Source organism: Xanthomonas sp. NCPPB 1128 (assembly GCF_001043115.1).
In the GTDB taxonomy this organism is placed as follows: domain Bacteria; phylum Pseudomonadota; class Gammaproteobacteria; order Xanthomonadales; family Xanthomonadaceae; genus Xanthomonas_A.
In genome coordinates this window covers 113298-129188 of the sequence record NZ_LFME01000001.1, presented here as the reverse complement: position 1 = coordinate 129188, position 15891 = coordinate 113298, and the positions used below count along the sequence as shown (strand labels likewise).

General features: G+C 69.6%; 11 protein-coding genes and 1 pseudogene. 2 read left to right on the top strand and 10 right to left on the bottom strand.

Annotation, left to right across the window (positions count from 1 at the left end):
* Nucleotides 1-5: 5 nt before the first annotated feature.
* From uvrC to kdsB, 4 genes are read right to left on the bottom strand one after another with little or no spacing between them, the layout of a single operon-like run.
* Nucleotides 6-1865, bottom strand: a complete 1860-nt coding sequence (gene uvrC / locus ACP93_RS00545) for an excinuclease ABC subunit UvrC (protein WP_048488925.1) — start codon at nt 1863-1865, stop codon at nt 6-8.
* Nucleotides 1862-3283 carry a nhl repeat protein gene (locus ACP93_RS00540; RefSeq protein WP_048488924.1) on the bottom strand — a complete coding sequence of 474 codons (1422 nt, stop codon included), beginning with the start codon at nt 3281-3283 and terminating at the stop codon, nt 1862-1864. The genes uvrC and ACP93_RS00540 overlap by 4 nt, the downstream gene beginning before the upstream one ends.
* Entirely contained in the window at nt 3280-3768 is a 489-nt protein-coding gene (locus ACP93_RS00535; RefSeq protein ID WP_048488923.1) for a low molecular weight protein-tyrosine-phosphatase, read from the bottom strand. Before ACP93_RS00535 ends, ACP93_RS00540 begins: the two co-directional genes overlap by 4 nt.
* Nucleotides 3765-4544, bottom strand: a complete 780-nt coding sequence (gene kdsB, locus ACP93_RS00530) for a 3-deoxy-manno-octulosonate cytidylyltransferase (protein ID WP_048488922.1) — start codon at nt 4542-4544, stop codon at nt 3765-3767. The genes ACP93_RS00535 and kdsB overlap by 4 nt, the downstream gene beginning before the upstream one ends.
* Before the next feature lie 217 nt (nt 4545-4761).
* On the opposite strand from kdsB, the gene ACP93_RS00525 reads away from it, so the two are divergent.
* Nucleotides 4762-6951: a TonB-dependent siderophore receptor gene (locus ACP93_RS00525; protein WP_228135917.1), complete on the top strand. Its 2190-nt coding sequence runs from the start codon at nt 4762-4764 to the stop codon at nt 6949-6951.
* Nucleotides 6952-7411: 460 nt separating this feature from the next.
* On the opposite strand, the gene ACP93_RS00520 is transcribed toward ACP93_RS00525, so the two are convergent.
* Nucleotides 7412-9013, bottom strand: coding sequence for a phage tail sheath family protein (locus ACP93_RS00520; RefSeq protein WP_082143344.1), 1602 nt, complete (start codon nt 9011-9013; stop codon nt 7412-7414).
* Nucleotides 9014-9225: 212 nt separating this feature from the next.
* Here ACP93_RS00520 and ACP93_RS20885 point away from each other — a divergent pair.
* Nucleotides 9226-9437 (top strand): annotated as a pseudogene (locus ACP93_RS20885) (integrase core domain-containing protein); the annotation flags it as partial.
* Here the strand turns inward: ACP93_RS20885 and lpxK are convergent.
* The 5 genes from lpxK to ACP93_RS00495 are packed head-to-tail and all read right to left on the bottom strand — an operon-like array spanning nt 9434 to nt 15790.
* Nucleotides 9434-10468, bottom strand: coding sequence for a tetraacyldisaccharide 4'-kinase (lpxK, locus tag ACP93_RS00515; protein WP_048488920.1), 1035 nt, complete (start codon nt 10466-10468; stop codon nt 9434-9436). The pseudogene ACP93_RS20885 and the gene lpxK overlap by 4 nt on opposite strands.
* The gene (gene msbA, locus ACP93_RS00510; protein WP_048488919.1) at nt 10465-12237 is read right to left on the bottom strand and encodes a lipid A export permease/ATP-binding protein MsbA; all 1773 of its coding nucleotides are present in this window, start codon (nt 12235-12237) and stop codon (nt 10465-10467) included. The genes lpxK and msbA overlap by 4 nt, the downstream gene beginning before the upstream one ends.
* Nucleotides 12234-12671, bottom strand: coding sequence for an ExbD/TolR family protein (locus tag ACP93_RS00505; protein WP_019800228.1), 438 nt, complete (start codon nt 12669-12671; stop codon nt 12234-12236). The genes msbA and ACP93_RS00505 overlap by 4 nt, the downstream gene beginning before the upstream one ends.
* A 4-nt stretch (nt 12672-12675) precedes the next feature.
* Nucleotides 12676-13344, bottom strand: coding sequence for a MotA/TolQ/ExbB proton channel family protein (locus ACP93_RS00500; protein WP_048488918.1), 669 nt, complete (start codon nt 13342-13344; stop codon nt 12676-12678).
* Entirely contained in the window at nt 13238-15790 is a 2553-nt protein-coding gene (locus ACP93_RS00495; protein WP_082143343.1) for a DNA internalization-related competence protein ComEC/Rec2, read from the bottom strand. Before ACP93_RS00495 ends, ACP93_RS00500 begins: the two co-directional genes overlap by 107 nt.
* Nucleotides 15791-15891 lie beyond the last annotated feature (101 nt).

Genomic DNA, 15891 nt, shown 5'->3' with positions numbered 1-15891 from the left:
CTGCTCTACTCGCCTGCCGGATCGGGCACCGGCAGTCCGTGCAGGTTAGCGTAGATTCGTGCGGCCAGTGCGTCATTGATGCCCTCCACCCGCGCGATCTCGGCCTCGCCGGCGGCCTTGAGCCCGGCCAGTCCGCCGAAATGCTTGAGCAGGCTGGCACGTCGCCGCGGGCCGATGCCCGGGATGTCCTCCAGCTTGCTGGTCATGCGCGCCTTCTGGCGGCGCCCGCGGTGGCCGGTGATGGCGAAGCGGTGCGCCTCGTCGCGCACCTGCTGGATGAACTGCAGCGCCGGTGACGCGGCGCCCGGGCGCAGCTCGCGCCCGTCGGGCATCACCAGGGTCTCGTGGCCGGCGCGGCGCTCGGCGCCCTTGGCCACGCCGATCAGCAGCACCCCGTCCACGCCCAGGTCGGCCAGCGCGCCGGTGGCCTGCGCCAGCTGGCCGGCGCCACCGTCGATCAGCAGCAAGTCCGGCAGCACCACATCGCCCTTGCCCTCGCCTTCGGCGGCACGGCGGAAGCGGCGCTCGATCGCCTGGCGCATCGCCGCGTAGTCGTCGCCCGGCTCGATGCCGCTGATGTTGTAGCGCCGGTACTGGCTGCGCACCGGGCCGCTGGCGTCGAACACCACGCGCGAGGCCACCGTGGCCTCGCCCATGGTGTGGCTGATGTCGAAACATTCCACCCGCTTGACCGGCTCGGCCAGGCCGAGCATCTCGCGTAGCGCTTCGCTGCGCGCGTGCTGGGCGTTGCGGCTGGTCAGTTCGGTGACCAGGGTGGCCTGGGCGTTGCGGCTGGCCAGCTCCAGGTAGCCGGCACGCTCGCCGCGCACGTTCCACTTCAGCTGCACCTTGCGCTCGGCGGCCGAGCTCAGCGCCGCCTCGATCAGCTCGGCCTCGGGAATCTCGCGGTCCAGCAGCACCTCGCGCGGCGGCGCGTGCTCGACGTAGTACTGCGACACGAACGCACCCAGCACTTCGGCGGCGCTGTCCTCGCCGTTGGTCTTGGGAAAGAACGCACGGGTGCCGAGGTTGCGGCCATCGCGGAACGCCAGCAGCAGCACGCAGGCGTTGGCGCCCTGGGTGGCGCAGGCCAGCACGTCCAGGTCGGCGGCGCGGCCGTCCACGTACTGCCGGCTCTGCATGCTGCGCAATGAGCCGAGCAGGTCGCGCAGGCGCGCGGCGCGCTCGAACTCCAGGCGTTCGCTGGCGGCCTGCATGGCCTGCACCAGTTCCTCGCCGAGCTGGTCGCTGCGCCCTTCCAGGAACAGCGTGGAGCGGCGCACCGCCTCGGCGTACTCGTCGGCCGCCACCAGCGCCACGCACGGCGCGCTGCAGCGGCCGATCTGGTACTGCAGGCATGGCCGCGAGCGGTTGCGGAACACGCTGTCCTCGCAGCTGCGCAGCTTGAACAGCTTGTGCATCAGGTTCAGCGTCTCGCGCACCGCGGTGACGCCGGGATACGGGCCGAAATAGCGCCCGGGCACCGCGCGCGGGCCGCGGTGCAGGGTGATCCGCGGCCACTCCTCGCGGGTCAGCAGCACGTAGGGATAGCTCTTGTCGTCGCGCAGCGACACGTTGTAGCGCGGCGACAGCGACTTGATCAGCTGGTTTTCCAGCAGCAGCGCCTCGCCCTCGCTGCGGGTGACGGTGACGTCCATGCGCGCCACCTGCGCCAGCATGGCCATGGTCCGCGCGTTCTTCGGCGAGCCGCTGAAATAGCTGGACACGCGCTTGCGCAGCGCGCCGGCCTTGCCGACGTAGAGCAAGGTGTCGTCCGCGGCGTACATGCGGTAGACGCCGGGCGCGGTACTGAGGTTGGCGGCAAAGGCCTTGCCGTCGAACGCGGGCAATGCGGGGGTGCTCATTCGCCGATCGCGACGTCGTGCAGTTCGCCGCTGGCGATGTCGTAGCGCAGCACCGCATGTGCGTCGGTCTCGGCGATCCACACCGTGCCGGCGCCGACCGCCAGCCCGGCCGGGCCGTGCAGGCGCCGCGGCAGGGCCGCGGTGGACAATTCGCCGCCGCCCAGGCGCAGGCTGCGCAGGCTGCCGTTGCCGCTGTCGGCGATCCACAGCAGCGGCGCATCCGGGCTCAGTGCGATCGCCTGCGGGAACTGCAGGCGGGCACGACTGCGCGGTCCGTCCTCGTCGCCGAAATCCCACGGCCCCTGGCCGCCGAGCAGGGTCTGCACCAGGTCGCCGCGCAGTTGCATCGAGCGCACCGCCGAGCCGAGCGCATCGCACACGTACAGTACCTGCTGCACCGCGGCCAGACTGCACGGCTGCGCGAACGCGGCCAGGTGACCGCTGCCGTCGCGCAGTTCCAGCGCGCCTGCGCCGGCCCGCCAGCGCAGGCTGCGGCTGCCCAGGTCGTAGCTCCAGATGCGGTTGTCGCCAGCCATCGCCAGGTGCACCTGGTTGTCGGCGACCACCACGTCCTGCGGATGGTTCAGCGGCGCCAGCAGCGGTTGCTCCACCGGCCCTTCCACCGGCTCGCCGGCACGGCCGTTGCCGCACAGCGTGTCGACCTGACCGGTGAGCAGGTTGATCCGGCGCAGCGCGTGGTTGCCGGTATCGGCCACGTACAGCACGCCACGCTCCAGGGCCAGCCCGCGCGGGCGGTGGAACGCCGCCTCGCCGATCGCGCCGTCGATGAAGTCGGCGGTGCCGATGCCGAACTGGCGCAGCACACGACCGCTGGTGCTGCATTCGAGAACGCGGTGATGGCCGCTGTCGGCGACGTACAGGCGGTCCTCGGCCACCGCCAGGCCGGTCGGGAAGCGCAACGGCAGGCGCGGCTCCGGCTGGGTCTCGCGGACATCGCGCAGATCCTCGTCCAGCGGCGGCGGTTGCCCGGCGCACAGCGCATGCAGCGCCTTGTCCAGTTCGGCGCCACCGATCCCGACCAGGCGCTCGCGTTCCACCCCACCGGCATCGATCAGGAGCAGGGTCGGCCAGGCCTGGATGTCGAAGCGCTGCCAGGCGGCCCAGTCGGCATCGAGCAGGATCGGCGCGGACACGCCCTGGCTGCGCAACAGCTTCAGCGCGCGCTGCGGCGCGCGCTCGCTGTCGAAGCGCGGCACCTGCACCACGATCACCTGCAGCCGTCCGGGATTGCGCGCCTGCCACTGGCCGAGTTCGGCCAGGCGCTGCGCGCACCACACCGAAGCGGCGTTGACGAAGGCCAGCACCAGTGCCCGGCCCTGCAGATCGCGCAGGCGGATCGGCTCGGCGTTGAGCCAGGCGCCGGACGCGGGAAGTTCCAGGGCGGCGATGGAATTCATCGGCCGATTATGCCGGAGCCGACGTCGACGGACAGTCGTGCGACGCTGCCGGCGGCGGCTTCGTCTACCAGTTGCCAGACCTGCTCGAACTGCACGCTGCCGCCGGTGTACGGATCCGGGATCTCGCTTCGGCCATGCACGCCGGCCCACGGCAGCCACAGCGCCACGCGCTCGTGTGCCGACGCCGGTGCGCGCTGGCGCACGTCGCGCAGATTGGCCGCATCGGCGCACAGGATCCAGTCGAACTCGGCAAAGTCGCGGTTGTGCAGCTGCCGCGCACGCAGGCCGGCGATGTCCACGTCATGCGCGGCGGCGCAGGCCACCGCGCGCCGATCCGGCGGCTCGCCGCGGTGCCAGTCGCCGGTACCGGCCGAGTCGACCTCCACCAACCCGGCGAGCGGCGAGCGCTGCAGGTGGCGGCGCAACGCGCCCTCGGCCATCGGCGAACGGCAGATGTTGCCCAGGCACACCAACAGCAGCTTCATGCCTGGCCCTGCAGGTAGGCCTCGGCGCGCGCCAGGTCCTCGGGCGTATCGACGCCGGGCGGGAACGGCGCCGGCGACAGCGCCACCGCGATGCGGAAGCCGGCTTCCAACACCCGCAACTGCTCCAGCGACTCGATCCGCTCCGGCGTGCCCGGCGGCATCGCCGCGAACCGGCGCAGGAAGCCGGCGCGATAGGCGTAGATGCCGATGTGCCGCAGCCACGGGCCGGGCAGCGGCAGGTGCGCCTGCGAGGTGGCGAAGGCGTCGCGGTGCCAGGGGATCGGCGCGCGGCTGAAGTACAGTGCATCGCCAGCGGCGCTGCGCACCAGCTTGACCACGTTCGGATCGAACAGGTGCTCGGCCGCGTCCACCGGCGTGCCCAGGGTCGCCATCTCGGCGCCGCTGTCGGCCAGGGTCTGCGCCACCGCGACGATGCCGGCGACCGGCGCGAACGGCTCGTCGCCCTGCAGATTCACCACCAGGGTCGCATCGTCCCAGCCGGCGATGTCGGCGCACTCTGCCAGGCGATCGGTCCCCGAGGCGTGCTCGGTCGAGGTATTGGCCACGTGCACGCCGTCCAGGTCGGCCACCGCGGCGGCGATGCGCGCATCGTCGGCGGCCACCCACACCTGCGTGGCGCCGGCGGCGAGCGCGCGCCGCGCCACGTGGCGGATCAGCGGCTCGCCGCCGAGCGCACGCAAGGGCTTGCCCGGCAGCCGCGAGGCGGCATAGCGGGCCGGAATGGCGACCACGAAGCGCGGCACGGCGGCGCTCATGCCGGCACCGCACCGGCGGCGGGAGCGTCAAGGGCCACGGCGGCAGGCGCGTGCTGGAACAGGACGAATCCGGCCATGAATTGATCTTTCCCCATGAATTATTGAGAATAGTTCGCATTCGCCACTTGATCGGCCGGACTGCCCAGCGCGTATCCCGCTGCGCCAGCCTCCGGCGCGACGACGGCGTTGCCTCCTGCCCATTCTATAGACCCTACCGATGAACCTCCCCGCCCGCCCCATCCGATCCGCTGCACAGGCCCCCTACGCCACCGCGCGCCGCGCGCTGTGTCTGGCCATCGCCGCCCTGCTGCTGCCGACCGCGGCCGTCGCCGCCGAGGCCAGCGCCGGCTCGGCCGACGCCACGGTGGCCGGCGACCGGGAGCCGACCCAACTGCAGAAGCTGGACGTGGTCGCGCAGCGCGAGGACGGCTATACCGTGCCGCCCAGCGCCACCGGCACCGGATTGGTGTTGAGTCCGCTGGAGACGCCGCAATCGGTGAGCAGCATCGGCCGCGAGCAGATGGACGACTTCGGCCTGCGCAACGCCAACGACGTGCTGGCGCTGGCCACTGGCATCAACGTCGAGAAGATCGAGACCGACCGTACCTACTACAGCGCGCGCGGTTTCGACGTGGTCAACTTCCAGGTCGATGGCCTTGGCCTGCCGTTCACCAACGGCGGCGCCGAGGGCGACCTGGACACCGCGATGTACGAGCGTGTGGAGGTGTTGCGCGGCGCCAATGGACTGCTGTCCTCGACCGGCAATCCGTCGGCCACGATCAACTTCGTGCGCAAGCGCCCCACCGAGGACCTGCAGGGCAGCGCCGGGGTGACGGTGGGCAGCTGGGACACGCGGCGGCTGGACGCCGACCTGTCCGGCCCGCTCAACGCCAGCGGCAGCGTGCGCGGCCGCGTGGTCGCCGCCGGCCAGGACGGCGACAGCTACCTGGACCGCTATGCGCTGAAGAAGCACAGCATCTACGGCATCGTCGAGGCCGATCTGGGCGATCGCACCCGCCTGAGCGTCGGCGCCAGCGATCAGAAGAACGACGCCACCGGCGGCATGTGGGGTGCGCTGCCGCTGTACTACAGCGACGGCAGCGCCACCGATTTCGCGCGGTCCACCAGCACCTCGGCCGACTGGTCGCACTGGATCACCGAAGACAAGCGCGGCTTCCTGGAGCTGCGGCAGGACCTGGGCGCGGACTGGCAGCTCACACTGGCGCTGAACTACCGCAGGCTCGACAACGATGCCCAGCTGTTCTACGTCTACGGCACCCCCGACCGCGATACCGGCCTGGGCCTGTTTTCCTATCCCTCGCAGTACGGCAGCACCGAAACGCAGAAGTACGCCGACGTATACGCCACCGGACCGTTCGCGCTCGGGGGGCGCGAGCACGAACTGGTGGTGGGTGTGAAGTGGGGCCGCGTGGAGGCCGACCAGGTGTCCTGGTACGGCAACGACATCGGCACACCGCTGCCGCCATTGCAGGACTGGACCGGCGCCTATCCCAAGCCGCGTTTCGATGCTTTCTCCGACGGCGCCCAGTTCGACATCACCCGCCGCACCGCCTACGCCACCGCGCGCTGGAACCTGAGCGACGCGCTGAAGCTGATCACCGGCGTCAACCACACCAGGATCGAGAGCCGCGGCCAGAACTACGGCGTGCAGCACGCCTACGACGACAGCAAGACCACGCCGTTCGTCGGTGCGGTCTACACCTTCGATTCGAACTACGCGCTGTACGCCAGCTATGCGGAGATCTTCAACCCGCAAACCGAACTGGACCGCAACCTGCAGGTGCTGGACCCGATCACCGGCAGCAATGCCGAGCTCGGCATCAAGGGCCAGTGGTTGCAGCAGCGGGTCAATGCCTCCTTCGCCCTGTTCCGCGCCAAGCAGGACAACACCGCCGAAGCCGACACCTACGTCGGCACGCTGCAGACCTACAAGCCGGTGGACGCCACCTCCACCGGCTACGAGTTCGACGTCGCCGGCCGGATCGGCACGCACTGGCAGCTCAACGCCGGCTATACCCAACTGGGCATCAAGGGCGACGACGGGCGCAACGTGCGCACCTACGTGCCACGGCGCACCTTCAAGCTGGCCACCACCTACACCGTGCCGCAATGGGAGGCGCTGAAGCTCGGCGCGACCCTGACCTGGCAGGACGCCATCGTCCGCGACCAGCAGGCCGTGGACACCGCCGGCAATGCCATCTACACCCGCCAGGGCAGCTATGCGCTGCTGGGGCTGATGGCGCAGTACGCGATCACGCCGCGGCTCAACGCGACGCTCAACGTCTACAACGTCACCGACCGCAAGTACATCAACAGTCTGTACTGGGCGCAGGGCTACTATGGCGCGCCACGCAACACCGCGCTGTCGCTGACCTACAGGTTCTAGCGCAAGCGCCGTAAGGGCTATCAAGTCGTCGAAAGAACACCCAAGTACGCCGTAGCCGACCGCCGCAGCAGCAGCGTCATCGGCACCGGCAACTGGGAATGGAGCTACTTCAACACCGTGGTGGACACCTCGGTGTTCGTCAAGGGCAGCGTCCCAGTCTGGACGCTGACGCGCATCTTCCAACGCGACAGGAACGGTCCCTACCTGACGACGCTGCAGCCTGATCAGAACGATGAGGCGTCACGTACCGAGTAGCCGCTGGCATCGTCATGAAGGCGTGCTTCGAGGGTTCGACCGGGTTGCCGGCCAGCGCGTGGTCCGTCGCGTCACTGGCCGGCAGGCGCAGTGGCGCAGGCAAGGATCGTCTGCTTCGGTTGCATGGTTTGGAGCAGCGAACAAAACCGCTGCGCCGCTGCCAGGCGGGCGTGGTCAGGGCCCGCAATCCTCATGGACCACGTGTTTACCTGGCGACGGCTGCAGCGGTCGTCAGCACGATAGGCAGGACAATGAACTCCCCTGGATATATCGGCGCCAAGCCAATATCGATGTAGAGCTGGCCCTGCGCCTGTGCCTCCGCCGGATTGTTGGAGGCGTCGCAGATCACATCGAACGCTTCGCTCGGCCTTGATCCGACCAATGCACCCTGCTGCCATAGCGAGGTCAGGAATGCGTTGATGTCGCGGCTGACTGTTGCCCACAGGACAGGGTCGCTTTTCTCGAACAAAGTCCATTGATGGCTGATTTTCAGGCTTTGCGCGATATGGATGAACAGACGGCGGACAAGAACATAGGTCCAGTCACTTTCCAACGAGAGCGTGCGCGCGCCCCACACGACGTAGGAGTCGAGGAAATTTCGCAGCGCATTGATGCCATTTGGATTGAGTTCGTTTTGCTCGGCATCGACCACTCTCGCATCCAGATCGACAACCGTCCGCATCTTGCCACTATGGATGCCTGCTGGAGACTTCCACACGCCGACCTCGGTATCGGTGCGGACATAGCAGGCCAATACAGGACCCGAGGGCGGCATCGGCACCTTACTGTTGCCGAAGGGACTGCGAATCCAGACCCACGGATAGTACAGGGCGCCGTAGCTGGAGTTCAGCGCCTCGGCATGTGGTGTGCCGAGCTTGAATGCCAGCACATTCTGTATGTCCAGCCCGTAGGGCGGGTCGACCACATGGAACGTGGTGGCCTGCCGCTCGCACTGCAGCAACGTCTGTTGCGCCCTCCGGCGCTGCTGTGCGATATCGCTACTGCCGGCGCTGTCGACCATGCCCACCGTATCCGGGGTGGCCACCAGGCCGATGCCCTGCACCTCCTTCAGCGTCTCCAGACCAGCCTGGAACGCCAACGTTCCATCATGGCCACCGGCCAACGGGCTTGGCGGTGCGCCGACACTGGTTGCGCGCCCGCTGGCCGGCACGCCGACACGGACGAACATCGACTGACTGTTGATGCGCTGTTGTGATTCCGGCCCCAGATCCGCCAACTCAGTGAAGCTTTCCAGGATGTAGTAACGACAGTTGCCGAGCGTGACCTGCGCCAGTTGGTTGTGGTTCACGTAGGCGCCAAGCAACCGGCTAGACAATCGTGCGGTCGCATTCGCGCCGGTCTCGTGGACGCGCGATGCAGGCAGAAGCACCTGCAAGTTCAATCGCAGCGGTTGCGCCGCGTCACCGGCAACGGAGCTCCTGCCGCCGCTTTCGGTCAAATGTACGCACAGGCTGTTACCCCACTCGCCGTTGCTGGCCGCCATCAACGTCGCACCAGCCAGATCAAGCGTGGCGGGCGTACCGCCGTCGTCCTGCAGACGCACGACATGACATCGCTCGCCGCCTTCCTGGAAGAACGCGTGCACGGCCCACGCGTTGAATCCTTGCCAGGCCAGGTGACCGAATTCACGGACGTAGGCAGACCAACTCTCGATCAGGATCGGGGTGTTGAACGCCCCACGTTCGGCCACCCCGACGAAGGCCGGGACCGAGGTCTCGGCGCTCAGGATGGTTCGCGAGGTCGGAATTTCAACGATAGAGACGCCGGGGTACGGAGAGTTCTTCACGATCTGGTTCCTTGGCTGAAGGAAGGCGCTGGTGCGCCACATGTAGTTTCGACCATGCGCGCGATGCCATTGCCGGGGAGCGATCCGGCGCTATCGTTGAGTCTGGCGCTGCGGTGTGCGTCCGACAGAGGCTAGATCGTTTCGGTAGGGAATGCGAACGCTGCGTCTGCTGCCCCTTCGCGATGCGATAGGCACGAGCGCTGCGTATGCCCACCCCTCGCACCAACGGCAAAGCCGAATGTCTAGTGCAGACCACCCTGCGCGAATGGGCCTACGCGTGGTCCTACATCAACTCCCAACGGCGCGCTAACGCCGTCCCCGCATGGGTACATCGCTACAGCTGGCACCATCCTCACGCCGGCCTCGGATACCTACCGCCCATCTCACGTATCCAATGAACAACGTACTGGGTTTACACAGCTAGTCGCCAGCCTCGCCCGCGCGGCCGCGCAGCTTGTCCAGCCGGTCCAGCAAGCCGATCCAGAACGCCGCCGGCAGCTCGGCGACCAGCGGCACGCTGAAGCACCAATCGTTGACGAAGGCGGCACATTTGACCGCATCCTTCTCGGTCATCAGCACTGGCAGTTCGCTGCCGAAAGCAAGATCCGCGGCGCGGTACTGGTGATGGTCGGGAAAGGCATGCGGCACCACGCCGATGCCCTGCGCGCGCAGCATGTCGAAGAAGCGCTGCGGGTGGGCGATGCCGGCCACGGCATGCACGCGCTGGCCGGCGAAACTGCGCAGCGGCCGCGCCCGCCCGCCGCGCAGCGGTTGTGCGCTGTCGATGCGCAGGCGCATCGCCCATTCGCCGAAGCCCGCTTCGAGCGCGCCGCTGTCGCTGGCCTGGCCGAGGTTGATGACGCGGAAATCGCATTCGTTGCCGCGTGCCACCGGTTCGCGCAGCGGCCCGGCCGGCAGCAACCGGCCGTTGCCGTAGCGGCGCTGGCCGTCCACCACCTCGATCTCGATGTCGCGCTGCAGGCGGTAGTGCTGCAGGCCGTCGTCGCAGACCACGATGTCGCAGCCGGCCTGCAGCAACGCCCGCGCCGCGGCCACGCGGTCGCGATCCACCCGCACCGGCACGCCGGTCTTGCGCGCGATCAGCACCGGCTCGTCACCACCCTGCTCGGCCGGGGTGCCCGGCTCGATCCAGCGCGGTTCCTGCGGCTGGCTGCGGCCGTAGCCGCGGCTGGCCACGCCCGGGGTCCAGCCGGCGTCGCGCAGGCGCTGCACCAGGGCGATGGTCAGCGGCGTCTTGCCGGTGCCGCCGGCAGTGAGATTGCCCACCACCACCACCGGCGCGGCGATGCTGTGGCGCTTGCGCCAGCCGCGCCGGTACAGCGCGCGGCGCAATGCGATCGCCGCCGCGTACAGCGGGGTCAGCAACCGCGCGTGCAGCGGCGGCGCGCCCGTGCCGTACCAATAGGCGGGTGCGTGTGGCCCGCGCTCGCTCATCCGTACTGCCTTTCGCGGAACTGCATGCTGTGCAGGTGCGCATAGACGCCGCCCAGCGCCAGCAGCTCGTGATGGGTGCCGCGCTCGACGATACGGCCGTGGTCCATCACCAGCACCTGGTCGGCGTGTTCGATGGTCGACAGCCGGTGGGCGATGACCAGCGTGGTGCGGTCGGGCATCAGCCGGTGCAAGGCGTCCTGCACCAGCCGCTCGGATTCGTTGTCCAGCGCGGCGGTGGCTTCGTCGAGGATCAGGATCGGGGCGTCCTTGAGCATCGCCCGGGCGATCGCCAGGCGCTGGCGCTGGCCGCCTGACAGGCGCCCGCCCTTGGCCCCGACCTGCGCCTGCAGGCCCTCCGGCAGGTGGTCGACGAATTCCATGGCATTGGCGTCGGCGACCGCCTGGCGCAACTGCGCCGGGCCTGCCTCGCGCATTTCGCCATAGGCGACGTTCTCGGCGATGCTGCCGTCGAACAGCATCACCTGCTGGCCGACCAGGGCGATCTGCCGGCGCAGATCCTCCAGGCGATAGTCCTGCAGCGGATGGCCGTCGAGCAGGATCTGCCCGGACTGCGGATCGTAGAAACGCGGGATCAGCTTGACCAGGCTCGACTTGCCGCTGCCGGAGCGGCCGACGATGGCGGTGACGGTGCCGGGTTCGGCGACGAAGCTGACCTCTGCCAGCGCCGGTCGCGCCTGCCCCGGATAGGCGGCGGTGACCTCGCGGAACTCGATCCGCCCCTGCGCGCGCTCGATGTGGCGGGTGCCGCTGTCCTGCTCCTCCGGCGCGTCCAGCACCACGAACAGCCGCTGCGCCGAGGCGACGCCCCGCTGCAGCATGTTCTGCACGTTGGTGAGGTTCTTCAGTGCCGGGATGATCGCCATCATCGCGGTCATCAGCGAGACGAACTCGCCGGCGGTCAGGCGCCCGGCCAGCGCTTCGTGGCCGGCGATCAGCAACAGCGCGGCCAAACCGATCGCGCCCAGCAACTGCACCGCTGCCGAGGAGATGCCGCGGGTGGATTCGACCTTCATCGCCAGATGCAGGTTGGTGTCCGCCAGTTGCTGGTAGCGCTCCATCTCGCTGGCGCGCGCGCCGTAGACCTTGACCTCCTGGTTGCCGGACAGGGCCTGCTCGGCGGCCTGCATCAGTTCGGCATTGCTTTCCTGGATGCGGTGGCTGACCCGCCGGTAGCGCTTGGCCACGCGGTCCATCACCCAGGCCAGCGGCGGCGCCACCAGCAGGATGGTCACGGTCACGGTCCAGCTGTACCACAGCATCACCGCCAGCGCGCCCACGATCTGCAGGGTCTGCTGCACCATCACCTTCATCGCGTCGACGGCGGCCTGCGCCACCTGCTCGCTGTCCGAGCCCAGCCGCACCAGCATCGACGCCACCGGCTCGGCGTCGAAGCGGCTGCCCGGCAGGCGCAGGTACTTGTCCAGCACGTTGACCCGGAAATCGCGGGAAATGCTCCGCGCCGCGCGGCCCATCGACATGTCGGTGACGTAGCCGGCGATGCCGCGCAGCACGAACAGGCCGACGATCTGCAGCGGCAGCCACATCGCCACCTCGCGATTGCGCGCGATGAAGGTCTCGTCGGTGATCGGCTTCATCAGCGCCAGGAAGCCGGAGCCGGCCGTCGCCTCCAGCAGCGCGCCGACCGCGGCGATCAGCAGCAGGCCGCGGTAGCCGCCGGCATAGGACAACAGGCGGCGATAGGTCCGCCAGGGGGAATCCTGGACGGGCACGTCGGTGGGTACATTCACTTGGAGCTTCCGTCCCTGTTGACTTCGGGGGCAGTGGCGATGGCGATGCGGCGGAACCCGAGCTGGCCCAGCGCGTCCTGCGCGGTGACCACCGCCTGGTACGGCGTGCGCGCGTCGGCGCGCAGCAGCACCGGCTGCTCGCGGTCGTCGCCGGCGACCTGGGCGATGCTGCGCTTGACCGACTCCACGTCGGTGCGCAGCACTTCCTGGTCGTTGATGAAGTAATGCCCGTCGGCGTTGATCAACACGCTCAGCGCGCGTGCCGGCGGCGGCGCGTTACGGTCGCTGGCGTTGGGCAGTTGCAACTGCAGCGTGGAACGCGCATCGAAGGTGGTGGTCACGACGAAGAAGATGATCAGCACCAGGATGACGTCGATCAACGGCACCAGGTCGATCTGCGGCTCGTCCTGGCCACGGTCGTCGCGGATCCGCACCGGCTCAGCCCTTGGCCGCCGCGGCGTTCGACGCGGCGCCGCGTGCCGGTGCGACCGCCGCAGCGGCACGGCCGTGGCCGTCCAGCGCATCGGTCAACGCGGTGGCTTCCTGCTCCATCTCGATCACATAGCCGGCGATGCGGCCCTTGAAATGGCGATGGAAGATCAGCGCCGGCACCGCGATGATCATGCCGGTGGCGGTGCACACCAGCGCCTTGCCGATGCCGCCGGCAAGCTGGTTCACGTCGCCCAGGCCATGGTCGAGGATGCCGAGGAACATCTGGATCATGCCGACCACGGTGCCGAGCAGGCCCAGCAGCGGCCCGGCCGAAGCGACCGTGCCCAACGCGTTCAGATAACGCTCCATACGGTGCACGACGTGCCGCCCGGTGTCCTCGATGCGCTCGCGCACGATCTCGCGCGGGCGGTTGCGCACGTCCAGGCCGGCGGCGAGCAGCGCGCCCAGCGGCGAATTGCGCCGCAGCGATTCGATGTGGGTGGGATCGAGCTTGCCGCGCGTGGCCCAGTTGCGCACTTCCTGGCCCAATCCCGGCGGCAATACCTCGCTACGGCGCAGGCTCCAGAACCGCTCCAGGACGATCGCCAGCGCGACCACGCCCAACAGCAGCAAGGGCACCATCGGCCAGCCACCGGCCTTGACCAGTTCCCACACGTCGCAACCCTCCGGCACGCTCGGCCGTTCGTTCACTGGCCGATAGGATAGCAGCCGCCCGCGCCCGCTCCGCCGCATCCCATAGCCGCGCCCGCCAGGGCCGCCGCTCGCGCAGTTGCAGGCCGGTGCGTCCCAGCCACACGCGCAGCGCACCACCCTGCGGCGTGCCGGCGACCTCGGCACCGGCCGCCTGCCAGCGCGCCACCACACCTGGATGCGGATGGCCGAAGCGGTTGCCGTAGGCCGCCGAGACCAGCACCAGCCGCGCGCCCGTGGCGGCGACGAAGCCTGGATGCGAGGAGTGTCCGCTGCCATGGTGCGGCGCCACCACCACGTCGGCGCGCAGCGCCTGCGGCGCCTCGCGCAGCAGCTTCCGCTCGACCACGTCGCCGATGTCGCCGGCCAGCAGCAGCACCCCATGCGCGGTTTCCACGCGCAGCACGCAGCTGGACTCGTTGCGCAGATAGGGAAAGTGCGGTGCCGGATGCAGGAACCGGAAACGCACGCCATCCCATTCCCAGGCATGGCCGGCGACGCAGGGCCGGTCCAGCGGCACCGGCGCGCCTGCCGGGGCCTGGACCAGGCCGATCGGCAGTGCCGCGCGCACGGCGGCCAGGCCACCGGCGTGATCGTTGTCGCCATGACTGATCACCGCGCGATCCAGCCGCGCCACGCCGAGCGCGTGCAGCGTCGGCACCACCACCCGCTCGCCGGCGTCGTAGCCATCCTCCACCGCCGGCCCGGTGTCGTACAGCAACTGGTGGTGGGCGGTGCGCACCAGCAACGACAGCCCCTGCCCCACGTCGAACATCACCAGATCGGCCTCGCCCGGCCGCGGCCGCTCCAGCGGCGGATGCAACAACGGCAACCACAGCAGCGCCGCCAGCGGCTTGCCCGGCACCGCGCGCGGCAACAGCAGCCAGAACGCACCCAGCAGGGCCAGCGGCAGCGCCCAGTCGCGCGCCTCCGGCAACCAGCGCAGTGCGAAGCGGCTCTCGCCCAGGGCCACGAACAGCGGCCAGGTCAGGTCGAAGCAGGCCGCGGCCAGACGCCACAGCCAGGCACCGGCGCCGGCATGCAGCGCCTCCAGCGCGGTCCCGAGCAGGGCCAGCGGCACCACCACCAGGCTCCACCACGGAATCGCCAGCAGATTGGCCAGCGGCCCGACCAGCGAGGCCTGCCCGAACAGCATCGTGCTCACCGGCAGCAGGCCGACCGTGGCCACGCCCTGCGCGGTCAGGAAACTGCGCAACGTCTCGCGCCAGCCGCGGCCGGCATCGGGCATGCACCAGGCCAGCCAGGCGACACCGAGGAAGCTCAGCCAGAAGCCGGCCGAGAGCACCGCCAGCGGGTCGCAGAGCAGCATGGCGATCGCCGCCAGCGCCAATGCATCGACCACCCGCACCGGTCGCCGCCACAGCCGTGCCGCCACCACCACCGCGATCATCAGGGCGGTGCGCACGGTCGGCAGGGCCATGCCCGACACCAGGGTGTAGCCGCCGGCGCCGAGCAGCGCCAGCGCCGCCGCAGCCTGGCGGCGCGGCCAGTAGCGACCGAGTTGCGGCCACAGCCGCCACAGGCCGCCGCCGAGCAACGCGAAGGCGCCGGCGACCAGGCCGACATGGAAGCCGGAAATGGCGATGAGATGGGTCAGCCCGGCAGCGCGCAGGATGCGCCAGTCGCGATCGTCCAGACGCCGCGTGTCGCCCAGCGCCAGCGCCTGCGCGTAGCGCGCCGAGGCCTGCGGTATCGCCGCAGCGATGCGTGCGGACATGCCCGCGCGCCAGGCGTCGATGCCCTGTCCCGGCGCCAGTTGCGCTGCCGCATGCGGCGCCACCACGTAGCCGCTGGCGCTGATCCGCTGCGCCAACGCATAGGCCTCGGCGTCGAAGCCGCCGGGATTGCTCAGGCCACGTGGTGCGCGCACGCGCACCTGCAACTGCCAGCGCGCGCCGGCGCGCAGCGCGCTGCGCGGCCCCGCCTGATGCGTGCCGAAGTCGTCGTACCACGCCAGTTGCAGCAGGCGCCCGCGCAACGGCGCCGGCTGCGCCGCATCGGCGTCCACGCGAAACAGGAAGCGGGTACGGCGGGTTTCGGCCTGCGGCAGTTCCACCACCTGGCCGCGGACGTCGACCACGCGTTTTTCCCAGTCGGCCGGCAACTGCCGCGCCAGCACCACGCCGGCCACCAGTGCCAGCCAGCCGGCACCGATCGCGAACGCCCCTAGCCAGCGCCAGCGCGGTGCCACCGCATAGAGCATCGCCCCGGCGAACAGGACCGCCAATGCAAGCGGCCACGGCGGCAGGCGCGGCAGCCACAGCGCGGCCAGCACGCCGGCAGCGAGGCCGGCGGCGACCGCTGGACCGAACGGCGTCACTGCCAGCCAACGCTTAGCGTCGGCGGCGGCGATGTCTCGACGCGGGACGTCCTCGGCAGACGGTTGCATGTGCTTGCCCTCCTGGGCATCGATGGGTCCGAAGCAGCGCCACGTCGCCGCGCCATACGCATCGCGCAACACCATCGCGATCGCAAAGCCAGCGTCGCATC